At 71.9% G+C, this 21,998-nt stretch carries 21 protein-coding genes, 2 pseudogenes and 1 riboswitch; of the genes and pseudogenes, 13 read left to right on the top strand and 10 right to left on the bottom strand.

The window, feature by feature from the left end; genetic code table 11:
• Positions 1 to 188: 188 nt before the first annotated feature.
• Positions 189 to 263: riboswitch (cyclic di-GMP riboswitch) on the bottom strand.
• A gap of 107 nt (positions 264 to 370) precedes the next feature.
• The 5 genes from REH70_RS17885 to REH70_RS17865 all read right to left on the bottom strand — a co-directional run bounded on the left by REH70_RS17885 (position 371) and on the right by REH70_RS17865 (position 5,051).
• Positions 371 to 1,198, bottom strand: coding sequence for an alpha/beta fold hydrolase (locus REH70_RS17885; RefSeq protein ID WP_310749405.1), 828 nt, complete (start codon positions 1,196 to 1,198; stop codon positions 371 to 373).
• 17 nt (positions 1,199 to 1,215) lie between these two features.
• Positions 1,216 to 2,283 carry an ATP-dependent DNA ligase gene (locus REH70_RS17880; protein WP_310749402.1) on the bottom strand — a complete coding sequence of 356 codons (1,068 nt, stop codon included), beginning with the start codon at positions 2,281 to 2,283 and terminating at the stop codon, positions 1,216 to 1,218.
• 66 nt (positions 2,284 to 2,349) lie between these two features.
• Positions 2,350 to 2,559 (bottom strand): hypothetical protein, encoded by a 210-nt coding sequence (locus REH70_RS17875; RefSeq protein WP_310749400.1) that lies wholly within the window; start codon positions 2,557 to 2,559, stop codon positions 2,350 to 2,352.
• A complete protein-coding gene (locus tag REH70_RS17870; protein ID WP_310749398.1) occupies positions 2,546 to 3,562 on the bottom strand; it encodes a glycosyltransferase in 1,017 nt (338 codons plus the stop codon). Before REH70_RS17870 ends, REH70_RS17875 begins: the two co-directional genes overlap by 14 nt.
• A 61-nt stretch (positions 3,563 to 3,623) precedes the next feature.
• A complete protein-coding gene (locus REH70_RS17865; protein ID WP_310749396.1) occupies positions 3,624 to 5,051 on the bottom strand; it encodes a lipopolysaccharide biosynthesis protein in 1,428 nt (475 codons plus the stop codon).
• A 238-nt stretch (positions 5,052 to 5,289) separates the two neighbouring features.
• Between REH70_RS17865 and REH70_RS17860 the strand changes: the two genes are divergently transcribed.
• On the top strand, positions 5,290 to 6,678 hold the full coding sequence (locus tag REH70_RS17860) for a 2-C-methyl-D-erythritol 4-phosphate cytidylyltransferase (RefSeq protein ID WP_310749394.1): 1,389 nt from the start codon (positions 5,290 to 5,292) through the stop codon (positions 6,676 to 6,678).
• Between the two features lie 168 nt (positions 6,679 to 6,846).
• Here REH70_RS17860 and REH70_RS17855 read toward each other — a convergent pair whose 3' ends face one another.
• Together REH70_RS17855 and REH70_RS17850 are read right to left on the bottom strand one after the other, a co-directional pair.
• Entirely contained in the window at positions 6,847 to 7,338 is a 492-nt protein-coding gene (locus REH70_RS17855) for a CDP-glycerol glycerophosphotransferase family protein (RefSeq protein ID WP_310749392.1), read from the bottom strand.
• Positions 7,335 to 7,889, bottom strand: coding sequence for a CDP-glycerol glycerophosphotransferase family protein (locus REH70_RS17850; RefSeq protein WP_310749390.1), 555 nt, complete (start codon positions 7,887 to 7,889; stop codon positions 7,335 to 7,337). The genes REH70_RS17855 and REH70_RS17850 overlap by 4 nt, the downstream gene beginning before the upstream one ends.
• 196 nt (positions 7,890 to 8,085) lie before the next feature.
• Here REH70_RS17850 and REH70_RS17845 point away from each other — a divergent pair, with 196 nt between their 5' ends.
• Positions 8,086 to 9,390, top strand: coding sequence for an ISL3 family transposase (locus REH70_RS17845; RefSeq protein ID WP_310749388.1), 1,305 nt, complete (start codon positions 8,086 to 8,088; stop codon positions 9,388 to 9,390).
• 553 nt (positions 9,391 to 9,943) lie between these two features.
• Positions 9,944 to 10,663: a hypothetical protein gene (locus REH70_RS17840; RefSeq protein ID WP_310749386.1), complete on the top strand. Its 720-nt coding sequence runs from the start codon at positions 9,944 to 9,946 to the stop codon at positions 10,661 to 10,663.
• 31 nt (positions 10,664 to 10,694) lie between these two features.
• Here the strand turns inward: REH70_RS17840 and REH70_RS17835 are convergent, their stop codons facing one another.
• Positions 10,695 to 11,528, bottom strand: coding sequence for a DUF2599 domain-containing protein (locus tag REH70_RS17835; RefSeq protein ID WP_310749384.1), 834 nt, complete (start codon positions 11,526 to 11,528; stop codon positions 10,695 to 10,697).
• Positions 11,529 to 11,775: 247 nt separating this feature from the next.
• Between REH70_RS17835 and REH70_RS17830 the strand changes: the two genes are divergently transcribed.
• The 6 genes and pseudogenes from REH70_RS17830 (at position 11,776) to REH70_RS17815 (ending at position 16,095) form a co-directional block, all read left to right on the top strand.
• Positions 11,776 to 13,389: an L-lactate permease gene (locus REH70_RS17830; protein WP_310749381.1), complete on the top strand. Its 1,614-nt coding sequence runs from the start codon at positions 11,776 to 11,778 to the stop codon at positions 13,387 to 13,389.
• A 44-nt stretch (positions 13,390 to 13,433) separates the two neighbouring features.
• Positions 13,434 to 13,625, top strand: coding sequence for a hypothetical protein (locus REH70_RS17825; protein ID WP_310749379.1), 192 nt, complete (start codon positions 13,434 to 13,436; stop codon positions 13,623 to 13,625).
• Positions 13,622 to 14,179: pseudogene (locus tag REH70_RS20925) on the top strand (gamma-glutamyltransferase); the annotation flags it as partial. The gene REH70_RS17825 and the pseudogene REH70_RS20925, both read left to right, overlap by 4 nt.
• Positions 14,160 to 14,660: pseudogene (locus REH70_RS20920) on the top strand (gamma-glutamyltransferase); the annotation flags it as partial. The pseudogenes REH70_RS20925 and REH70_RS20920, both read left to right, overlap by 20 nt.
• 5 nt (positions 14,661 to 14,665) lie before the next feature.
• Positions 14,666 to 15,274, top strand: coding sequence for a gamma-glutamyltransferase (locus REH70_RS20915; protein WP_396134772.1), 609 nt, complete (start codon positions 14,666 to 14,668; stop codon positions 15,272 to 15,274).
• A 14-nt stretch (positions 15,275 to 15,288) separates the two neighbouring features.
• A complete protein-coding gene (locus REH70_RS17815; RefSeq protein ID WP_310749374.1) occupies positions 15,289 to 16,095 on the top strand; it encodes an isochorismatase family cysteine hydrolase in 807 nt (268 codons plus the stop codon).
• A 22-nt stretch (positions 16,096 to 16,117) separates the two neighbouring features.
• Here the strand turns inward: REH70_RS17815 and REH70_RS17810 are convergent, their stop codons facing one another.
• Positions 16,118 to 16,393: a hypothetical protein gene (locus tag REH70_RS17810; RefSeq protein ID WP_310749372.1), complete on the bottom strand. Its 276-nt coding sequence runs from the start codon at positions 16,391 to 16,393 to the stop codon at positions 16,118 to 16,120.
• Between the two features lie 110 nt (positions 16,394 to 16,503).
• Here REH70_RS17810 and REH70_RS17805 point away from each other — a divergent pair, with 110 nt between their 5' ends.
• The 4 genes from REH70_RS17805 (at position 16,504) to purL (ending at position 21,460) form a co-directional block, all read left to right on the top strand.
• Positions 16,504 to 16,905 (top strand): hypothetical protein, encoded by a 402-nt coding sequence (locus REH70_RS17805; RefSeq protein WP_310749370.1) that lies wholly within the window; start codon positions 16,504 to 16,506, stop codon positions 16,903 to 16,905.
• 374 nt (positions 16,906 to 17,279) lie between these two features.
• Positions 17,280 to 17,588 (top strand): hypothetical protein, encoded by a 309-nt coding sequence (locus REH70_RS17800; RefSeq protein ID WP_310749368.1) that lies wholly within the window; start codon positions 17,280 to 17,282, stop codon positions 17,586 to 17,588.
• Complete coding sequence (locus REH70_RS17795; RefSeq protein ID WP_310749365.1) at positions 17,570 to 18,940, top strand: hypothetical protein; 1,371 nt, start codon at positions 17,570 to 17,572, stop codon at positions 18,938 to 18,940. Before REH70_RS17800 ends, REH70_RS17795 begins: the two co-directional genes overlap by 19 nt.
• A 201-nt stretch (positions 18,941 to 19,141) precedes the next feature.
• Positions 19,142 to 21,460: a phosphoribosylformylglycinamidine synthase subunit PurL gene (gene purL, locus REH70_RS17790; RefSeq protein WP_310749363.1), complete on the top strand. Its 2,319-nt coding sequence runs from the start codon at positions 19,142 to 19,144 to the stop codon at positions 21,458 to 21,460.
• Between the two features lie 25 nt (positions 21,461 to 21,485).
• Here purL and REH70_RS17785 read toward each other — a convergent pair whose 3' ends face one another.
• The gene (locus REH70_RS17785; RefSeq protein ID WP_310749361.1) at positions 21,486 to 21,941 is read right to left on the bottom strand and encodes a MarR family winged helix-turn-helix transcriptional regulator; all 456 of its coding nucleotides are present in this window, start codon (positions 21,939 to 21,941) and stop codon (positions 21,486 to 21,488) included.
• Positions 21,942 to 21,998: the final 57 nt, after the last annotated feature.

Genomic DNA, 21,998 nt, shown 5'->3' with positions numbered 1-21,998 from the left:
AGTGACCCGGTCGAGATTGCCGACCGGCGACCCCGCCGGCGCGGCCTGCGCGGCCGTTGCTCCTCCAATGAATGAGCCGGTGACGGCGAGCGTGGCGACGGCAGCAGCAACGCGACGCGCGAGCGGCGTGCGGAGGTTCGACGCCCTGGGGGCATGGTGAGTTCGGTGCACAGTGTTCTCCAGTGTCGTTCGGTGGCCCGGCTGACCCCGCGGGTCCCATGGCTTTGCGTCCCCGCCTCGCGACGGGTCTGCCCCTTCGTGGACACAGAGCCCATCGGCCTGCATCGGGTGAACTTGAGTGGCGAACGGGTGATCCGTCGGCCGGGCTGCTTGCGCGGACGACCGGACTGCCCTATTCGTCGGCCGGCCGCTACCCGCGCCGGACGGCGCTCAGCACCACCTCGGCCACCCGCTCGGGCACCTGCTCGGGCACCCAGTGGCCGATGTCGACGCCGACGGAGCGGAACGGGCCCCGCACGTAGCGACCGGTCGCCCGGACGGCGGTGGGGGAGAAGAACGGGTCCCGCCGTCCGTGCACGAGCGTCGTGGGGACCCGGATGACGCCCGCGGAGAACCCGCGGCCCAGCGGGATGGCCCGGTACCAGGCCAGGGCGGCGGTGAGGGCGCCCGGCTCGAGCATGCGACGCGTGTAGTGGTCGGCTCGCGACTCCTCGAGCCCGGACGTCACGAGCGCACGCCGTAGCCGGGCACCGTCGTCGGCGAGCAGGAGGCGCTCCGGCAGCCGCGGGAGCTGGAAGCCGGCCATGTACCAGGAGCGGAGCGCCTGGGTGCTGCGCGTCAGGCTGTGGACCGCGGCGGCCGGGTGCGGGGTCGACAGCGCCGTGAGCGACGCCGTCCGGTCCGCGCGGCGGCCGGCGAAGGCCCACGCGACCGCGCCTCCCCAGTCGTGCCCGACGACGTGCGCCCGCTCGACCCCGGCGGCGTCCAGCAGCGCGACGACGTCGTCGACCGTCTCGCGCAGCGTGTACGGCGAGCGCCCCGCGGGCCGGGCGCCGGGAGAGTAGCCCCGCTGGTCCGGGGCGAGCACCCGCAGGCCCTCGGCGGTGAGCAGGGGCGTCAGCGCGTCGTAGGCGCCGGCGTCCTGGGGGAAGCCGTGCAGGCAGACGACGACGGGCCCGTCGGCGGGGCCCGAGTCGCGGACGTCGAAGGTCAGACCGGAGCGGCGGAAGGTGTCCACGACGCCATCGTGGGCCGTCAGCCGCCGGAGAGCACGTCCGCGAGGTCGAACCGCACCGGCACGTCGAGCTGGGCGTAGGTGCAGCTCTCCGGGTCGCGGTCCGGGCGCCACCGCACGAACTGGGCGGTGTGGCGGAAGCGAGCGCCCTCCATGTGGTCGTACTTGACCTCGACCACGCGTTCGGGACGCAGCGGCGTGAAGCTCAGGTCCTTGCCGCTGTTCCACCGGCTGGTCTCGGCCTCGCGCGGGGTGCGGGTGCCGCTCGCCTGCGCGGCCGCGGTCCACGGGTGGTCGGCCGCGTCGGTCACCCAGGGCTGCAGCTCGGCGAACAGCTCGGCGCGGCGAGCCATGGTGAAGGCGCTGGTGACGCCGACCGAGGCGAGCGTGCCGTCGTCGTCGTACAGGCCGAGGAGCAGCGAGCCGACGGCGTCGTCGGCGGACTTGTGGGTCCGGTAGCCGGCGACCACGCAGTCCACCGTGCGCTCGTGCTTGATCTTCGTCATCACGCGCTTGTCGGGCTGGTAGGTGAGGTCCCCCCGCTTGGCGACCACGCCGTCCAGGCCCGCACCCTCGAACACCTCGAACCACCGCTGGGCGACCTCGAGGTCGTCGGTGGCGGGCGTGAGGTAGACACCGGGTCCCCCGCCGGGGACGTGCTGCTCGAGGAGCGCGCGCCGCTCGGTGTACGGGCGGGCCGTGAGGTCCTCGTCGCCCAGCGCGAGCAGGTCGAACACGACGAGGACGGCCGGCGTCTCCAGGGCGAGGAGCTGCACCCGGGACTTCGCCGGGTGTATCCGCTGCAGCAGCGCCTCGAAGTCCAGGCCGGTCGCCGCGGTGTTGGCCACGACCACCTCGCCGTCGACGACGCACCGCTCCGGCAGCTGCGCCAGCGCGGCGTCGACGACCTCGGGGAAGTAGCGCGTGATCGGCTTGGTGTTGCGGCTGCCGATCTCCACCTCGTCGCCGTCCCGGAAGACGATGGCGCGGAACCCGTCCCACTTGGGCTCGTAGACCTGGCCGGGCGGGATGGCCCCGACCGACTTGGCGAGCATCGGCGCGACGGGGGGCATCACTGGCAGGTCCATGGCGCCCAGTGTGATCGTCAGGGCGTGCAGCAGCCACCCTGTCCCGGGTGGGGATAGGGCGGCGGCTCAGCCGCGTCGACCGGACCGTAGCCGCGCCGCGCGCCCTCCACGGTCGTGCGCCACCTGTGTCAGGACGCCCATCGTCTCCTGCGCGGTGCGGCTGTCGTCGAGATGGGCGCGAGCCCACACCTGACCCTCGAGCATCGCGGCCCGCAGCCGTCCTGGGGCCCGCAGGTGCGCCGCGACAGCGTCCGCCAGCGCGTCAACGTCGTCCACCGGCACGAGGTCCCCGTACCGCCCCCGTCCAGAAGGTGCCGCGGACCGGACACGCAGTCGGCCGCGATGGTGGGCGCCCCGACCACCATGGCCTCGGCCAGCGTGAGGGTGACCCCTCCCACCGGCTCGGGAGGCAATACAGGTCGGCTGCCGCCATCACGGCGACCGGGTTGTCGACGAACCCGGGCAGGTGCACGCTGCCGGCCACGCCGAGGTCGGCCGCGAGGGCTTCTAGTGCAGCACGCTCCTCTCCTTCACCCAGGATAACGAGGCGGTGCGGAAGGCCGGCGGCGAGCACCCGGGCATGGGCCTCGACGAGGACGTCGAAGCCCTTCTGCTGCGTGAGGCGACCCACGGCGACGACCAGGGGACCCTCGCCCGCAGCGAGTGCCGGGACGCCGGCGCGGGCGGCCGTGGTCACGGCGTCAACGTCGATCCCGTTCAGCGCCACCGAGACCCGGTCCGCGCGGACCCCGAGGTACTCGACCGACGGGACAAGGCCCGGCGAGACGCAGACGACCTGGTCGGCGGACGTAATTGACCACCGCAGCAACCCGTGCAGCCGTCGGCTCTCGTACTGCTCCATGGCGGCACCGGGGTCGGACTGGACGAGCACGACGAACGGTCGCCGCACTATCCGGGTGGCGATCCGCGCGAGCAGCAGGCCGAAGCCGATTTCCCGTCCCGCGATGACCACGTCGGCCCGTCGCGCGTGCCCCAGCATGCGGACGAAGCCCAAGACCAGCGCCCACCGCAGGCGCAGCTCACGCGTCGCCGTCGGGTAGACCGGCCGCACGCCGACGGGCGGGGTCACACCTGCACCGGCCGGCCGCTGGAGGAGGTAAAGCACCACGCGTGCCGACGTCTGCTGCCACCGGGCGACCAGCCGGACAAAGACCCGGGTCGCCCCGTCCTCGTAGAGGCGGCGGTCGACGGCCAGGACCCTGACGCTCTGCGTCGCGTCCTCGGCTCGTACGGGGCGCACGCCGTCTGCAGTGCTCACGAGGCGACCACGCGGGTACGCCGCGCCAGGATGTCGCGCCCCATGCGGACGGCCTCGAGCACTACGGAGCGTGCCACGACCAGGGCCGTGAGCGTGTAGACGACACCACCGAGCCCGAGCGCGAGTGCGACGTACGCCACGCCGTCGAGCTCGAGCAGCGCCTGGGCGCCGACGACGGCTCCGGCGGCCACACCGCCGGCGAGGAACACGCAGGCCGTCCCAGTGGCTGCGCGGAGGGGACGCCCAGTAGGTGACGCACGACGAGCATGCGCACCGGGACGCTCAGCGCCACAGTGGCGCCGATGGCTGCGGCCAGGACCTCCAGGTCACTATGGAAGACGAACACGACACCGAGGTGTACCACGACGAAGATGAGGACGACCTTCAGCTCGGCACCCGGGTGCCCGGTCGCGAGGAGGACGGACCGGTCGAAGTCCGTGACCGCCTGCAGGAGAGCAGACAGGGCGAGCACGGAGGCGACGGTCGTGGTCGGCGCCCACTGGTCACCGAACACCGCCGGCACCACGTCCTCGCTCACCAGGGCGAGTGCCACGAGCGACGGCACGAGCACGAGCGCGCTGAGGGCGCGCGCGGTCGCGAGTGCTCGGCCGAGCCGCTCGGGCGCCTCCTGCAGCCGCGCAAACACTGGGTGCGCCACGGAGCCAACGACGGACGAGATCACATCGACGACGACGTTCACCAGCCGGCCGGCGACCGTCCAGTAGCCGACGGCGACCGCGTTGACGAGCGCTCCGATGATGAACACCTCGCCCTGCGTGCGAGCTTGGGGCGCAAGCAGCACGAGCAGCGACTTGCTGCCGTACGCGACCATCGGACGGATCTCACTCCGGTCGAACGTCAAACGTGGCCTGAAGTCGCTGGCCCACCACAGAGCCGCGAACGACACCACCCCACGGACGAGTGTCTGGCCGACCAGCGCCCACACCCCCGCACCTGCCAGCGCCAGCCCGATGGCGGCGGCAACGGACAGGAGGGCTGCGAGGATCTGCCGCAGAGCCAACTCTTTGAATCGTAGATCGCGAGCTAGAAGGACTGCAGGCACGGTGGAGACGCCAGCGATCAAAAGGGCCACGGCGAGCGCTGGCAGCACCTCGCGGAGCTGAGGAGTATCGAGCCAGCCGCTGGCGGGGCCGGCGAGGGCCGCGACGACGAGCGCGAGCATGAGCGCGAGCGCCGACGTCAGGTAGAACGCCGTGTTCGTGACCGCGGGGGTCAGCCGCTGCTTCTGCAGCAGGTACGACGCAAAGCCGCCGTCTGCGACCGTGGTGAGGAAGCTGATGAAAGTCGTAGCGAGCGCCACGACGCCGAACTGCAGTGGCGTGAGCAGGTTGCCGAGGATGATGAAGCCCACGAGCGTGCTCAGGCGCACCGACCACTTCTCGAGCGTGGTCCAGACGACGCCGCTTACCGCCTGCTGCCGGAGTGAACTTGGCTGTGCCGGGCTGTCGTCGTCCGCCTCGGGCGTCACCGGGTCTCCTCACCTTGGTCAGGCTCCGGCGGCTGCGACCTGCGGCGACACCGGGGTGCGCACGCCGGGCGCGCCCATCGAGGGTAGTTGCCCGCACCGCGGTGGAGAAACAGGGCCGCCGGACGGCGATCGTCCGCTGCGCGAGCGCAGCCGACATCCGGTTGTCAGCGAGCACGGGACGGGACGTCCGACGGGTGACGCTACCCTCGGACCTCCGACGAAAGGGGAGGTGAGCGGCATGACGAGCGCGCTGATCGGTCACACCGGCTTCGTCGGGACGAACCTCCGGCTGCGTCACGAGTTCGACGGTCTGTACAACTCGACCAACCTTGGTGACATCACCGGCCGGGAGTACGACGTCGTCGTGAGCGCGGCCGGCCGCGCCGACTCATACCGGATCAATAAGCAACCGGACGCCGACATGGCGGAGCTGGAGCACATCGCCCGGACGCTGGGGACCGTGCGTGCCCGCAGGGTGGTCCTGATCTCCACCGTGTGCGTTTACGCGGGCGGGACGTCCCCAGACGAGGACGCAGAGCTTCCTCCCGACGAGCTGACGCCGTACGGCCGCAACCGCCTCCGGCTCGAGCAGCTCGTGAGTGAGCGCTTCGACACGCTTATCGTGCGGCTGCCTCAGCTGTACGGGGCAGGCATGAAGAAGGGGCTCGTGTTCGACCTGGCGAACCGCCATCGCGTCGAGCACATCCGGCCGGACGGCGTCTTCCAGTATTACGACCTCTCGCGGCTGTGGGCGGACATCACCGTGGCTCTCGACGCGGGCATCGCGTCCCTCAACATGGCAATCCCCCGATCACGCACGAGCGTCTCGCCCGGGAGGTGTTCGGGATCGACATCCGGGGACAGGTCCCCCAGAGCCGGAGTCGCCGTTCGTCCGCATGTACAGCCGGGACATGCGGACCACCCACGCCGCCCTCTTCGGGGCGGACGGCCCGTACCTCCTCACCGAGGAACAAGAGCTCGCGGCGGTGCGGCGATTCGTCGACTCCGTCACGCGATCGGCCTAGAGACGAGGCGGACGGACGAGAATATGCTGCAGAACACCCGGGTGTCGGCCATCATCACCTGCGCGGGGCGCGGGGTGCGTTTCGGAAGCAACAAGCTGCTCGCCACCATCGGCGACACGACCGTCCTGGAGCGGACGGTCCGCTGCTTCCTGGTGCGCCCCATCGACGAGGTGATCGTGACGGTGAGCGCGGAGAACGAGGAGGCCTACCGGCGCATCCTCATCGACGACGCGCGCCTCCCGGTTACTCTCGTGCTGGGCGCCGAGGAGCGATTCCTCTCTGCGCAGCGGGGGCTCGAGGCCACGACGGGGGATCTGATCCTCGTGCACGACGGCGTGCGTCCGTTCGTCACGCCGAACATGATTGACGACGCCCTGCTGGCTAGCATGCAGTTCAAGGCCGCGATGCTCGGCCTCCCGAGCGTCGTGCAGGTCAAGCTGGTGACGGACGACGAGTATATCGAAGGCTCTCTCGACCGTGCGCGGACCTGGCTCGGCCAGACGCCGCAGGTCTTCCATCGTAAGCTCCTCGAGAAGGCGTATGAAGGGGCTCTCGCCGATAATTACGCCCGGGTGAGCGACGACGCCGACCTGGTCGCGTAGTACCCGAGGCACGCGGTCAAGATCGTCCGGGGACACGAGAACAACATCAAGATCACGACCCCGATGGGCCTGTTCGTCGCCCGTCAAATCGCAGAGAACTTGGCCTAGCAGCGGTGAGCCGCACCGCCGGCCGACGGCTCGTCCGGCTCCGTCGACCAGCGACGCGCGTCAGCGTGGGGACCGGGTGACGCCTCCAGCGGTGAAGAGCGGAGGCCTGCTCCGCTCGACCTGGTAGTCGTTGAGCCACTCGAACAAGTGATCGGTCACGGGGAGCCGAGCAGCGTAGCCGATGCCGGCCAGCACGTCCGGGTACGTGCTCGGCGACCGCAGGACGCCGTCGCGGGCGTCGACGAGGAAGTCGTTCACGGCCGACACGTCACGCAGCACCGGGCCCGGGAGCACCGCGAACAGGTTGGGGACGTTGAAGCCGCGGCGCTCGCCGTAGACCTCCAGGTCCGGGAGGAAAAAGCCGACCGGGCGGTCGAACGTCAGGTAGTCGACCCATGCGCTCGATGCGTCGCTCATCATCACGTCGGACGCCGCCAGGAGCTGCTCGAGGCTCACGCGTGCCGCTGCCAGGTCCTGATTCCGCACGACGGTCGCGCCGAGGCCCGAGTAGTCGTCGTCGTCCATGGGATGGGGCTTGACCAGCAGCGTCACGCCGTCCGGTACGTTGATGCGATCAGCGAGAGCCGTGCTGAGGGGGCGCCGTCGGCCCACGTCGCGTGCATGCCGTCCGAGCCGCTGCGGTACGTCGGCAGCCACAGGACCACGCGCGCGTCGGCGGCGACGCCCAACAGGCGGCGCGTCTCGTCCGGGTGTCGGCGCCCAGCGGAGTCCAACCGAGGGTTGCCGACCACCGCGACGTCACGCATCCGGAGCCCGAACATGCGTGCCTTCTCCCGCCCCCACAGGTCGGTGGCGGCGACCACGACCGTCGCCTTCGACTGCGGGAGGACGGGCGAGGGCTTAGGGCCCTCGCCGTGCCACAGGTTCACTACGAGCCGCGACCGGGGCGGAGTGACGGCGGTCATCATCCCGTGCGTAAAGAAGGTGACCTCGGCGCGCCAGGCGGCACGGAAGGCGGCCAGGGTCTTCGCGCGGGCGTACGTCACCTTTCCGGCCGGGACACCCGGTGGCGGCGCCAACCAGGACGTCGGTTCGTGGCCGTTGTGCAGCCAGACGATGGTCCCGGGGTAGTGACGGAGCAACCCGTGAACGACCTCGATAGCGTTTCCCTCGGAATCCGAAAATCCGTGCACCAGTGCGATCTTCCGTGCCGGGAGAGTTCGCATAGCGGCTCTTCGCAGATGACGGTGTAGCGGGGCCAGCGCGTCGGTGTCCGGGTAGGGGTCGAGGTCTCCCGAGGATGAAGGTTCCTACGCCGCTCATCCGGAAGACCTCGACGTGCCCGACGCTACCTTCGCTGCCCCGGACCTGACCACGTTCTGCCGGCTGGACGAGCTTGGCCTGGAAGTCACCGGGCAACGCCTCGAACCGGATCGTGCGGTGCTGTCGTGCCGGGTCGTCGACCCGGACCAGTGGTGTCGGCGCTGCGGCTGCGAGGGCACCGCCCGGGACACGGTGGTCCGGCGGTTGGCGCACGAGCCGCTGGGTTGGCGACCCACGATGCTGCTGGTCACGGTGCGCCGGTACCGGTGTACCGGGTGCGGGCACGTGTGGCGGCAGGACACCAGCCGCGCGGCCGCGGCTCGGGCGAAGCTGTCCCGGCGGGCGCTGCGCTGGGCCCTGGAAGGACTGGTGGTCGGACACCTGACCGTCGCACGGATCGCCGAGGCTCTGGCGGTGTCGTGGAACACCGCCAACGACGCGGTCCTCGCCGAGGGACAGCGGGTCTTGATCGACGATCCCCGCCGCTTCGACGGGGTGCAGGTCGTTGGCGTCGATGAGCACGTGTGGCGACATACCCGCCGCGGCGACAAGTGCGTGACCGTCATCATCGACCTGACCGCGATCCGCGCCGGTACCGGCCCGGCCCGGCTGCTCGACATGGTCGAAGGCCGATCCAAGCAGGCGTTCAAGCAGTGGCTGACCGCTCGCCCCACGGGCTGGCGGGACGGGATCGAGGTCGTCGCGATGGACGGCTTCACCGGCTTCAAGACCGCCGCCACCGAGGAGCTGCCCGACGCCGTGGCGGTCATGGACCCCTTCCACGTCGTACGCCTTGCGGGCGACGCGCTCGACCGCTGCCGTCGACGCGTCCAGCAGGATCTGCACGGCCACCGCGGCCGCAAGACCGACCCGCTCTACCGCGCGCGGCGGACCCTGCACACCGGCGCTGACCTGCTCACCGACCGGCAGCGGCAGCGGTTGACCGCGCTGTTCGGCGTCGACGAGCACGTGCAGGTTGAGGTGACCTGGAGCGTCTACCAGCGGATGATCGCCGCCTACCGCGATCCGGACCGGGCTCGTGGACGCCAGCTCATGACAGCGCTGATCGCGTCCCTCAGCCGCGGCGTCCCGGCCGCTCTGACCGAGCTCGTCACCCTCGGCAGGACCCTGACCAAGCGGGCCGGCGACGTCCTGGCGTACTTCGACCGGCCCGGTACCAGCAACGGACCGACGGAGGCGATCAACGGCCGGCTCGAACACCGCGGCTCCGCCCTCGGCTTCCGCAACCTCACCAACTACATCGCCAGGAGCCTGCTCGAGACCGGCGGCTTCAGGTCCCGACTACACCCTGGATCGTGATGAGCCCGCATAGCGATCCACGTCACGGTCGCGAGCGCCCGTTCCCGAAAGCGCCAGAAGCCGATCCGGTCGAGGAGTCGACGCAGTAGAGGGGACGGCATCGGCATGGTCCTTCCGAAGATGCTGATCGACCTAGAAGATGCTGATCGACCTACGAGTGGGCGCGTGGCTGGGCTCGGGAGCCGGTGCGGTCGGGCACCCGCTAGTCACAACCTGGCTCAGAAACGTACGGGGACTCAGGGCCGGGACCGTCTGCCTTGCCGGAGGTGCGCCGTTGACTGCAGAACCTAGCGTAGCGAGCCCTTCGCCACACGCGGCGGACGCCCTGCGGGCGCCGCGGCGACGTGGAGCAGATATGTGGCGTCCGCCACTCTCGTGCGCCGGTTCAGGGGTTGCCGAGGGTGATCACTGACGACATGGCTCCGTGGTGAAACGCCCCATCGGGTGACGGGCGGGTGAAATGCACACGTGAGGGACAAAACGTCTCGATCCGGGCCTTAGCGTTGCGCGACGAGAGGCGCTCGATTGTGACGCCACGACGGAAGGTGGCGGCATGCAGGACCGGGTTCCCCTCGAACGGCACGGTGCCATCGCGCTCGGTGCCCCGACCCTGCTCGTATTCGGCGCCTTCGCCGCGGCACAGTTGTACATGCGGGTGACAGGCCCGGACGCCGGGCTCGTGGAGACCTTCGGTCTGGACGGCGAGCAGAACGTGCCGGCGTTCTGGAACACGGTGCTGCTGCTTTCCATCGGTGCTGTCGCGCTGCTCATCGGGGAGCTGACGCCGGCCGGACGGACCCCGTCCCGCGGCGTATGGCGGCTGGCGGCGGTCGCGACGGCGTACCTCGCGATGGACGAGGCTCTCTCGATCCACGAGTTGCTCGGCGGCCCTGCCAGTGCGGCCGTGGAGAGCGTCGGCCTGGACCTGCCGATCTACACGTGGGTCCTGCCTGGCCTGGTGCTGGCCGCGGTCGGCGTGCTGCTGGCCGTCCGGTGGTTCCGCGCAGTGCCCCGCGACGTCCGCCTCGGTCTGGTGGTCGCCGGGGGCGCGTACCTGCTCGGTGCGCTCGTGATCGAGACGCTCAACGGTGCCCTGCTCACCGCCGGCCACGACTCGCTGTACGCGCTGTCGACCGCCGTCGAGGAACTCCTTGAGATGTCGGGGTGCGTAATCGCGGTGTGCGTCCTGCTCCGTCTGGTCGACCTCGACCCATCGACCCGCGCCATGGCGCTGCGCCAGGAGTGCGCGCCTCGGCCGGCTCAGCTCCACTGACGGCGCACGCCCCGGCCGCCGCCACCCCGCCTCAGGTCGGGTTGCACCCCGCCAGCATGATCCGCAGCAGGCCGACGTCCGGGCGCCACGGCTCGAGGTTCCACGTCGCCTTGTCTGGTGCACCGACCGCGTGGCAGACGAGCTGGTCGTGCATCACCGGGGTGTCGACCTCGGGATCGAGCTCCACGAGCTCGGCCCACACCGCGACCTCGCCCGCTTGGCCGGCGTCGCGGGCCCACTCGGACGGCTCGACCGCGATGGAACGGCCGCCCTCGCGCTCGCCCCAGTCGGTGCTGACCACCGCCACGGCCCCGATGCGGAACGTCAGCGGGCCCGTCACCTGAAGGCGCAACAGATCATCGCCGTCCGCCGCGACCCGCGGCGACGCGGCGTCCGCGCCGACCGCGGGCCGTCCCGCGCCGCCCACGAAGGTGCCGTCGACCCCGCGCACGACGAGTGAGCGGTCGTCCTGCGGGTCGATGGTCGCCCCCTCCGGCGCGGCCAGGAGGACGTCGACCGGTGCGCTGACGGCGCCGGGGTCGATCGTCAGCGTGGTGACGTCCCCGTCGGGCTCCGCGGTGATGGCGGTTGCGGGGTCGCTCCCGAGCACGTGCAGCACGGTGGTGCCACCCGCGACGACGGGCACGCCCGTCGTCCGGACGGCTGCTGCGTCCGCGACGGCGGGCGCGGGCGTCGGCTCCACGTCGGGGGACGGCGCAGCGTCCGGCACCGCGGCCGAGGCGCCGTCCGGGCCGTCGTCGTCGGCGGGGCCGCACCCGCCGCACAGCACGGCGGCCAGCACCAGCCCCACAGCGCGCCCGCGGGGACGACGGCGGCCGACGCCGTCGCGGGGGTCGCGCCGCACTGTGCCTCCGGTCGGGATGGGAGTCGGGGATCGGAGCAGCACCGGCAACGCCGGCGCCGTCGTCCCATCCTCTCCTCGCCGAACCGTGGCGGCATCACCCATCGGCCGCCCATCGCCAGCTCGCCGCGGTGAGGCGGCCCGCGGCCCGCCCAGATGGACCATCCGCGGCCCGGATGCGCACCGCAAAACCTCTCGTTACGTTAGTCAGCGGCGCATGACCAAGTCTCGACCGACCCTTGGAGTGCCTGTGAACGATCTGCCGGTAGACGTGCTGCACTGGCTCGTCGCGCTCTCCCCGATCGTGCTGCTGCTGGTCCTGCTCACCGTCCTCAAGTGGAAGGCGCCGCAAGCAGGCCCGGTCGGGGTGTTCCTCGGGGCGCTGACGGCGGTGATCTTCTTCCGCACGCCGATCGACGCGCTCGCCGCCGCTGTCGGCGCCGGCGTCTGGGACGCCGTCTTCATCCTCTTCGTCGTGTGGCCCGCGCTGCTGCTGTACCGGGCGAGCGACTCCGCCGGCGCGTTCGCGGCGCTGCGGCGCGGCATCCAGCGGTTCAGCCGCAACGAGCTGTTCCTCGTCCTGGGGTTCGGCTGGGTGTTCGCGTCGTTCCTGCAGGGGATCGCCGGCTTCGGGACGCCGATCGCGGTCGTCGCCCCGCTGCTGCTCGCCCTCGGCGTCAAGCCGGTGCTCGCCGTCGTGATCCCGCTGATCGGGCACGCGTGGGCGAACATGTTCGGCACGCTCGCCGTCGGCTGGCTGGCCACGCTGCAGGTCGTCGACCTGGAGAACGAGCAGGCCACCGCGGTCCAGGCCGCGATCCTGCTGTGGATCCCGAACATCGCCGCCGGGTTCACGATCGCGTGGCTGTTCGGCCGGTGGTCCGCGGTGAAGCACTCGATCCCGTTCGTCCTGATCATCAGCCTCATCCAGGGTGGTGGGCAGGTGGGGGTCATGTTCTTCTCCCCGATCCTGTCCACGTTCATCCCCGCGACCCTGGCCCTCGTCGCGCTCTACCCGCTGTCCCGGTGGTCCCGGTACTCCGAGCGCGCCGAGCAGATCGAGGACCGTCCCGCCATGGCGGACCGTTCCGACCGGGACGAGGACGACGAGCCGGAGCCCGCGATGTCCTTCGCCTGGTCCCTCGTGCCCTACATCGCGCTGACCATCTCCGCCGTGGCCGTGCTGGCGATCCCGCCGGTGAGCGCCGCGCTGGAGACCGTCGAGGTGGGCCTGCCGTTCGGTGACACGTCCACCGGGTACGGCGTCGAGAACGAGCCCGGTGACCCGTACTCCCCGTTCACCCCGCTGACCCACCCGGGGGTCTTCCTGCTGTTCGCCACGCTGGTCGCCTGGATCGCGTACCGGGCCAAGGGCTTCTACCGCACCTGGGCCGAGCGCTCGGGTGAGCAGAAGATCCTGGCCAGCACCGCGTCCGACGCGATCCCGTCCTCGATCGCGATCGTGTCCTTCCTCGTGCTGGCGAAGATCCTCGACTACTCCGGCCAGGTGGAGGTGCTCGCGCTCGGGATCGCCGCGGTCGCCCCCGCGGTGGTGTACGCGTTCCTCGCCAACTTCGTCGGCGTCATCGGCGCGTTCATGACCTCGAGCAACACCGCGTCGAACGTGCTGTTCTCCCAGCTCCAGGAGACGGTCGCGGAGACCGAGGGACTGTCCGAGTCGGCGATCATCGCCGCCCAGAGCACCGGTGGTGCGGTGGGTAACTCCATCGCCCCGGCGAACGTCGTCCTCGGCACGACCACGGCCGGGATCGTCGGCCAGGAGGGCGCCGTCCTGCGCAAGACCCTGCCGTGGGCCGCCGCCGTCTCGGTGGCCGTCGGGGCCGTGACGATCCTGCTCGCCTGACGCAGGTCCCGGCTCGCCCGCCACCAGCCCCCGAAGGAGACGACATGAAACAGCTCACCATCCAGGGCATCGTCCTGGTGCTCATGCTCGTGGCCCTGCCGCTGGCCAGCATCGGGACCTCCACCGACACCCGGTGGCTCGCCGTGGCCGCGCTCGTGGTGTTCGGGGTCGCCGCCCTCGTCCCGCCCGTCCGGCGGTTCGCGGGCGGCAGCGACGACGACGAGGAGGACTCATGAGGAACCCGAACGGACCCGTGACCGGGCGTCCGCCCGTCCGCGCCGAGCGCGGCATGGTCGCCACCTCGCACTACCTGGCCTCCGCGACCGGCCTGCACACGCTGCGCCGCGGCGGGAGCGCGGCCGACGCCCTCATCGCCGCCAACGCGGTGCTGTGCGTCGCCTACCCGCACATGGCCGGGCTCGGCGGCGACGCCTTCGCGCTCGTGCACCGCCCCGGCGGCCCCGTGCAGGGGCTGAACGCATCCGGGCCGGCGGCCGCCCTCGCCACGCGCGACCGCTACCGGGAGTGGGGTCACACCGAGGCGATCCCCAGCAGGGGCGCGCGCTCCGCGCTGACCGTCCCCGGCGCCGTCGACGGCTGGCGCGAGCTGCACGAGCGCCACGGCCGGCTGGAGTGGTCGAGCCTGTTCGACGACGCCGTGCACCTCGCGCGGTCCGGGGTGCCCGTCTCGCGGTCGCTCGCGGAGTGGTCCGCCGACGACGTGCCGGACCTGCGCCAGCAGGACCTCGCCGCCCGCACCTTCCTGCCCGGTGGCCGCGCCCCGCGCGAGGGGAGCGGCTGCGCAACGAGGCCCTGGCGACGAGCTTCGAGTCCATCGCGCGCCACGGTGCGCGCGCCGGCTTCTACGAGGGCGACCTCGCCGAGCGCCTGTGCGCCCCCTGGCCGACGCCGGCTCCCCGTTGCGCGCGGACGACCTCGCCGCCTTCCGGGCCGAGTGGGTGGACCCGATCACCACCCGCTACCGCGGCTACGACGCCTACGAGATGCCGCCCAACACCCAGGGCTTCGCCGCCCTGCAGGTGCTCGGGATCCTCGACGGCCTCGACGTCGCCGGCTTCGGCGACGGCACCGCGGACTACCTCCACCACGCCGCGGAGGCGGTGAAGATCGCGTTCGCCGATCGCGACGCGTGGCTGACCGACCCCGGCAGCCTCGACATCCCGCTGGACCGGCTCCTCGACCCGGCCTACCTCGCCGAGCGCCGCGGGCTCATCGCGCCCGAGACGTCCCTGACGATGGGGGAGGTCCCCCGGGGATCGCCGCACCGGGCTCCTCCGGCGGCGACGTCGGCGGGGACACCTGCTACCTGTGCGCGGTGGACTCCGACGGGCTGGCCGTCTCGCTCATCCAGTCCGTCTACCACGACTTCGGCAGCGCCTTCGTGGCCGGCGACACCGGCATCCTGCTGCAGAACCGCGGCTCGTTCTTCTCCCTCGACGACGCCCACCCCAACCGCCTCGAGCCCGGCAAGCGCAGCTTCCACACCCTCATCCCGGGGATGCTGCTCGAGGACGGGGAGCCGGACCTCGTCTACGGGACCATGGGCGGCGAGGGCCAGCCGCAGACCCATGCGGCCCTGGTCACCCGCCTGGTCGACTTCGGCTACGACGTGCAGCAGGCCATCGAGGCGCCGCGCTGGCTGATGGGCCGCACGTGGGGCACCAAGTCGCTGGACCTCTCCCTCGAGGGCCGCGTCCCCGACGGCGTCATCCGCGAGCTCGAGCGGCGCGGGCAGCCGGTCAAGGTCCTCGCGGACTGGGACGACAACATGGGCCACGCCCAGGCGATCCGCATCGACCGCACCAGCGGCTACCTCGAGGGTGGCGCCGACCCGCGTGGTGACGGCCTCGCCCTCGGGTACTGACGAAGGGCACGACCATGGCGAAGAAGTTCCGCACGATCTACGACACCACCGCCGACGGCGCGGTGACGCTCGCCTCGAGCGCGGACCGCTGGCACCTCGCCGAGGACCACGTCCACCTCGCACCGCACCACGCCGAGGGGACCCTGCTGCGGTGGGACGCCCAGCTCAAGCCGATCGTCGACTCCCCGGACCGGGGGGCGCTCGTCGTCATCGACATGCAGAACGACTTCTGCGCGCCGGGCGGCTGGACCGAGCGGTCCGGGCTGGACCACGAGGCCTGCCGGGAGGCGATCCCCGGCGTCCAGCGAGCCATCGAGGCCGCGCGCCGGCACGACATGTACGTCATCTGGGTCTACTGGCACAACCGCCCCGACCTGCGGAACCTCGGGGCGCCGACGCTGTACTCCTTCAAGAAGGACCCGGGCCAGCAGGGCATCGGCCAGGACCTCGACCACGGCAAGGTGCTCACCCGCGGCGAGTGGGGCGCGGAGATGGTCGACGAGCTCAAGCCCCTGATGGAGGAGGACGACATCCACATCGAGAAGGTGCGGATGAGCGGGTTCTACGGCACCCACCTGGACCAGGTCATGCGCACGCAGGGCATCCAGACCCTGTACTTCACCGGGGTCAACGTGGACCAGTGCGTCACCACCACCATGGAGGACGCGTACTTCCGGGACTACAACCCGGTGCTCCTGACCGATGCGACCGCCACCTCCAGCCCCTCCTACTGCAAGGACGCCGTCGTATTCAACGCCCGGCAGTGCTGGGGCTTCACCATGACGACCGAGGCCTTCGCGAACCCCGAACGTGTCCGCTGAGGCGAGCCCTCTCGGGGCGCTGCTACCCGTCCTCGTCCTGTCCGCGGTGCACCTGCTCGCGATGCGGGTGCGCGCCGTCGTCGGCCGGCACGAGGAGGCGGTGGTCTCGGCGGCCGGCGGGATCTCCGTCGCCTACGTCTTCCTCCACCTGCTGCCCGAGGTCGCGGCGGGTGCCGGGGTGGTGGGGGAGTCGCTGGGCGGCGTCGTCCCGCACGTGCCGCTGCGCGAGATCGCCGCGTTCGTCGTCGCCCTGCTGGGGTTCACGGTCTTCTACCTCGCCGAGCGCTTCAGCCGCCACCGCGGCGCACCCGGGACGCCTGGGGCGGCGCCGAGGTCCGCGACCCGGACGGCACGGGGGCACCGAGCGAGGGCGCGGTCAGCGCCTACGCCGTCCACGTCATCGCGTTCATGGTCTACAACGCCGCCATCGCGCTCACGCTCCCCGAGCGCGTCGCGGCGGACCGGCTCGGCGCCGCGGTGTTCACCGTCGCCATCGCGGTGCACGTCCTCGTCGTCGACCGCGGGCTGGCCGAGCACTACCCGCGTCGGTACCGGCACCGGGGCCGCTACCTGCTCGCCGGTGCGCTGCTGGCCGGCTGGGCCGTCGGGGCCGTGGCCGCACCGGTCGACGCCGTCGTCGTCCACGTCACCACCGCGCTCGTCGCCGGCTCGGTGCTGCTGACCGTCTTCCAGGAGGAGCTGCCGCGTGCCGGACGGTCGCGGGTGTGGCCGTTCATGGGCGGGCTCACCGGCTACTCCGCCGTGCTGGTCGTCCTCGCGCTGACCCAGCCGGCGTCCGGCGGGGAGTGATCCGCGGGCACGCGGACCACCGTTCCCGGCGTGGGGCCGCTGCGCCGGTGAGCGTCCGGCGGGTCCGGCGTGGTCCACGCGACGACGCGCAACGGCAAGGGCCCGGCGCGGCTGCCCGGGCACAACCGGACCCCGCAGGACGCCGCGGGGCATTGCGGACGGTGCCGCTGCGCCATCCAGGGGACCGGGCCTGCCGATCCCCGGACTGCGCTACATCACCCAGGCGCCACGTCGATCCGTTCGGTGAGCCCAGGTCACTCCTGGTGCGCATCGAGACGAGGAGAGACGCCATGACGGTCCGGCCGTTCACTCGTGCTCGACGCGCTGGGCGACATGCCGACGTCGGTCCCTCCGCGCTCCGCACCAGGAGCAGGATGGTCGTCACGGCCTGCGCCGCCGTCGCTCTCGCGCTCGTCCCGGTGCCGGCGACCGTCGCCACCAGCGGCGTCGCGGCGGTCGGGCATCCCGCCGCGTCCGGGGAGGTCGTCACGGCGACCGCGGCCACCGCCGGCACCGCCGCCATCACCACTGCCGTCACCGCGGCCGGCGCCGCAGCGACGCCGCTCAGCTTCTCCCCGCCGGAGCTGACGAACCCGACGATCGTCAAGGTCTCGGCGTCCAACCGAAACTTGAAGCTCGACGTAAAAGGGACTACATCGTCAAGATGCCCGACACGCCGTTGACGGTCCCCTACGGCCTGGCCATCTCCGGTGGCCGCAACGTCGTCCTTATCGGTGGTCAGATCGATATCCCGTCCAGCGCTGTTGGGATGGGGAGCCACTCAGCCCGGGGCCTGTTCCTCAAGGGCCAGCACGGCACGACCCACGTCGAAGGATTGCGCATCTCGGGCGAGGGCCTCCAGGAGGGCATCAACCTCGACCAGCGGAACGGCGCCGTCGTGCAGTTGCAGAACGTCCGGGTCGACACGGTGCAGGGATCGCAGGCCACCCACCACGCCGACGTGCTCCAGACATGGGCTGGCCCTCGACAATTGCTCATCGACGGGTTGACGGGACACACTCAGTACCAAGGAATGTTCCTGCTCCCAACTCAGCAATGGACCGGCGGCGACGACCCCGAGCTGTTCGACCTGCGGCGAGTCGATCTATACGGAACCTCCACCAGCGGTTACATGCTGTGGAGAGACGGCAGGTCATGGCCGGTGACCACCGACGACGTGTGGGTCGCCCCGCGCGACCCGAACTGGCGCGACGGCTTCTTATGGCCCAAGGCGAAGGACGGGCCGTCGGTATGGCCGGACGTCCAGGTGGGCACGCCCGCCGGCGGCGAGTACGTGCCGGTCGGCACGGCCGGCCCGTCCTACGTCTCGCCCGGCTACGTGGCCGACGCTCCGCCGCCCCACGTCGAGCCGGTGCCGACGCCGGTTGTGCCCTCCCCGGAACCGCCCAGCACCGGTCCCGCTCCGACCCCGACCCCGCCGACGCCCACACCGACGCCGACGCCCACGCCGACGCCGACGCCGACGCCGACGCCGATCCCGACGCCGACGCCGACGCCGACCCCGACGCCGGCACCCACCCCGGTGCCCGAGCTGGAGCCCGACCCGGCTCCTCCGGCTCCCATTCCCGACCCCACGCCCACTCCCGACCCGGTGCCCGACCCGCCGATCGCGGAGCCACCAGCCCAGGACGACGACGGGCTGCCGCTGGCGATCTGCTACCTGTTCGACGGCGCGAACGCCGCGGTGCGGGTGGAGGACTTCGGGCTCGGGGGCACGTCGTCGGTGGTGGCCGCACCCGCCGCCCCGGCTGCGAACCGTGTCGAGGACCGCGCCGACGTCATACCCGGCGTCGCGGTGACGCTCCAGGTCGCGGGGGTCGCCGGTGTCCCCACCGATGCCACCGCGGTGCTGCTCCACGTGCGTGCCACCGGGTCCATGCCGGAGGGGCTCTCAACCTGTACCCCCGGCCCGACGGCTCGAACGCGGCCGACATCCGGATCCCGATCGGCACGGACCCGTACGCCGAGGTCGGGACGACCGTGGTCGTGCCGCTCTCCGCGGACGGTCGCCTGAGCTACCTCGCGGAGGCGGTGGCGGACAGCAGCGTCCACGTGCAGCTGGACGTCGTCGGGTACCGGACCGGCGCCTGACCGACCGGTCGGCATGGACGCCCGCACGGGCTGTCACCGCCCCCGGGTAACCTCGGGCACGCCCCGTGGACCTCGAGTTGGGAACCGCTGTGACCTCCGCGCCTGACCTCGCCCCCTCGACACCGTGGACACCGTGGACAAGGCGGCGGCCACGCCCGACGTCGCGCTGCCCTACGCCGAGCTCGGCCTCAAGCCCGACGAGTACGGGCGGATCGTCGACATCCTCGGGCGCCGCCCGACCGCGAGCGAGCTCGCGATGTACTCCGTCATGTGGTCCGAGCACTGCTCGTACAAGTCGTCGAAGAACCACCTGCGCCAGTTCGGCGACAAGACGACCGACGCCATGAAGGAGCACCTGCTCGTCGGCATCGGCGAGAACGCCGGCGTCGTCGACATCGGCGACGGCTGGGCGGTCACCTTCAAGGTCGAGTCGCACAACCACCCGAGCTTCGTCGAGCCGTACCAGGGCGCCGCGACCGGCGTCGGCGGCATCGTCCGCGACATCATCTCGATGGGCGCGCGGCCCGTGGCCGTCATGGACCAGCTCCGGTTCGGCGCGATCGACCATCCTGACACCGCCCGCGTGGTGCACGGCGTCGTCGCCGGCGTCGGCGGCTACGGCAACTCCCTCGGCCTGCCGAACATCGGCGGCGAGGTCGTGTTCGACCCCTCCTACCAGGGCAACCCGCTGGTCAACGCGCTGTGCCTGGGCGTGCTCCGGCACGAGGACATCCACCTGGCCAACGCGTCCGGCGTCGGCAACAAGGTCGTGCTGTTCGGCGCGCGCACCGGCGGCGACGGCATCGGCGGCGCCTCGATCCTCGCCTCGGAGACCTTCGACGAGACCAAGCCGAGCAAGCGCCCGTCGGTCCAGGTCGGCGACCCGTTCATGGAGAAGGTGCTCATCGAGTGCTGCCTCGAGCTCTACGCCGCGCGCGTGGTCGAGGGCATCCAGGACCTGGGCGCCGCCGGCATCTCCTGCGCGACGTCCGAGCTCGCCTCCAACGGCGACGGCGGCATGTACGTCGAGCTCGAGAAGGTCCTGCTGCGCGACCCGTCCCTGACGCCCGGCGAGATCCTCATGTCGGAGTCGCAGGAGCGGATGATGGCCGTCGTCCGGCCCGACAAGCTCGAGGAGTTCCTCGCGATCACCGGCCGGTGGGACGTCGAGACCGCCGTCATCGGCGAGGTCACCGGCACCGGCCGCCTCGTCATCGACCACCACGGCCAGCGCATCGTCGACGTCGACCCGCGCACCGTCGCGCACGAGGGCCCCGTCTACGACCGCCCCTACGCCCGCCCGGCCTGGCAGGACGGCCTGCAGGCCGACTCGGTCAGCACGGAACAGGGAGCACGTGCCTACCCGCGCCCCGGCACCCCGGACGCCCTCCGTGCCACCCTGCTGCGCCTGCTCGCGTCACCGAACCTCGCCTCCAAGGCGTGGGTCACCGACCAGTACGACCGCTTCGTGCAGGGCAACACCAAGATGGCCATGCCCGACGACGGCGGCGTCATCCGCGTCGACGAGACCACCGGGCTGGGCGTCGTGCTCGCCACCGACGCCAACGGCCGGTACACCAAGCTCGACCCCTACACCGGTGCGCAGCTCGCGCTCGCCGAGGCGTACCGCAACGTCGCCGTCACCGGCGCGAAGCCGCTCGCCGTCACCGACTGCCTGAACTTCGGCTCGCCGGAGGACCCGGACTCGATGTGGCAGCTCGTCGAGGCCATCCGCGGCCTGGCCGACGCCTGCCGGACCCTCGGCGTGCCCGTCACCGGCGGCAACGTGTCGCTCTACAACGGCACCGGCGAGCCCGGCCAGATCGACTCCTCCATCCACCCCACCCCCGTGGTGGGCGTCCTCGGCGTGCTCGACGACGTCTCGCGTGCCGTCGGCACCGGCTGGACCGCACCGGGGCAGTCCGTCTACCTGCTCGGCACCACGCGCGCCGAGCTCGACGGCTCCGCGTGGGCCGACGTCGAGCACGGGCACCTGGGCGGGCTGCCGCCCGCCGTCGACCTCGAGGCCGAGCGCACGCTCGCCGAGGTCCTCGCCATCGCGGGCCGCGACAGCCTGGTCGACGCCGCCCACGACCTCTCCGAGGGCGGCCTCGCGCAGGCGCTGGTGGAGTCCTCGCTGCGGTACGGCGTCGGGGTGCAGGTGTCCCTCGACGCGCTGTGCGAGCGGGACGGCCTGACGCCGTTCGAGGCGCTGTTCTCCGAGTCGACCGCCCGCGCGATCGTGGCGGTGCCCCGCTCGGAGGAGACCCGGTTCACCGACGCCTGCGGCGCTCGCGGTGTGCCGGTGCTGCGGATCGGCACGACGACCGACGCCGCGGGCCCCGGCGAGCCGGCCGCGGTCACGGTCGACGGGCTGTTCACGCTCCCGCTGGACGAGGCGCGCGCCGCGCACTCCGGGACCTTGCCCCGGCACTTCGGCTGAGGTCTTCGAGGGCGTCGGGCTGCCGTCAGCCCGGCGCCACCCCGTCGCGCACGCGCTCCAGCGCGGCGGCGAGGCGCTCGACGTCGTCGGCGGGGACCCGGTCCAGGAACGCGGCGCGCACGCACGCGACGTGGCCCGGGGCGGCGTCGGTCAGGGCCGTGCGCCCCGCGTCCGTCACGCTGACCAGCGTCCCGCGGGCGTCGCCGGGGCAGTCCGCGCGCGTCACCAGGCCGCGCTTCTCCATCCGCCGCAGGTGGTGCGACATCCGGCTGCGGTCCCAGCTCACCTCGCGGCACAGGTCCCGCACGCGCAGCGTGCCGTCGGGTGCCTCGGTGAGCGAGGCGAGCACGGCGTAGTCCGGGCCGGAGAGCCCGGCGCCCGCGAGCTGCCGCTCCACCGCGGCGTCGACCGCGCGCCCGGCGCCCAGGAAGGCGCGCCACAGGCGCTCTTCGCGCGGGTCCAGCCAGCGGGTCTCGGTCATGCCGTCACCCTACCGGCGTATTTGTTGACGTGTCAGCAATCCGGCGTACCGTGGTCG

Source organism: Cellulomonas sp. ATA003, from assembly GCF_031582905.1.
In the GTDB taxonomy this organism is placed as follows: domain Bacteria; phylum Actinomycetota; class Actinomycetes; order Actinomycetales; family Cellulomonadaceae; genus Pengzhenrongella.
Note: the sequence above shows the minus strand (reverse complement) of the source record. Positions and strands in the feature narration are given on the sequence as shown.

Excerpts from the sequence above, each read along its gene's own strand:
- REH70_RS17880 (WP_310749402.1), bottom strand. The coding sequence starts at position 2,283 with ATGGACCTGCCAGTGATGCCCCCCGTCGCGCCGATGCTCGCCAAGTCG.
- REH70_RS17860 (WP_310749394.1), top strand. The coding sequence starts at position 5,290 with ATGACGAGCGCGCTGATCGGTCACACCGGCTTCGTCGGGACGAACCTC.
- REH70_RS17840 (WP_310749386.1), top strand. The coding sequence starts at position 9,944 with ATGCAGGACCGGGTTCCCCTCGAACGGCACGGTGCCATCGCGCTCGGT.
- REH70_RS17825 (WP_310749379.1), top strand. The coding sequence starts at position 13,434 with ATGAAACAGCTCACCATCCAGGGCATCGTCCTGGTGCTCATGCTCGTG.
- REH70_RS17815 (WP_310749374.1), top strand. The coding sequence starts at position 15,289 with ATGGCGAAGAAGTTCCGCACGATCTACGACACCACCGCCGACGGCGCG.
- REH70_RS17805 (WP_310749370.1), top strand. The coding sequence starts at position 16,504 with ATGGTCTACAACGCCGCCATCGCGCTCACGCTCCCCGAGCGCGTCGCG.
- REH70_RS17800 (WP_310749368.1), top strand. The coding sequence starts at position 17,280 with ATGGTCGTCACGGCCTGCGCCGCCGTCGCTCTCGCGCTCGTCCCGGTG.
- REH70_RS17795 (WP_310749365.1), top strand. The coding sequence starts at position 17,570 with ATGCCCGACACGCCGTTGACGGTCCCCTACGGCCTGGCCATCTCCGGT.
- REH70_RS17785 (WP_310749361.1), bottom strand. The coding sequence starts at position 21,941 with ATGACCGAGACCCGCTGGCTGGACCCGCGCGAAGAGCGCCTGTGGCGC.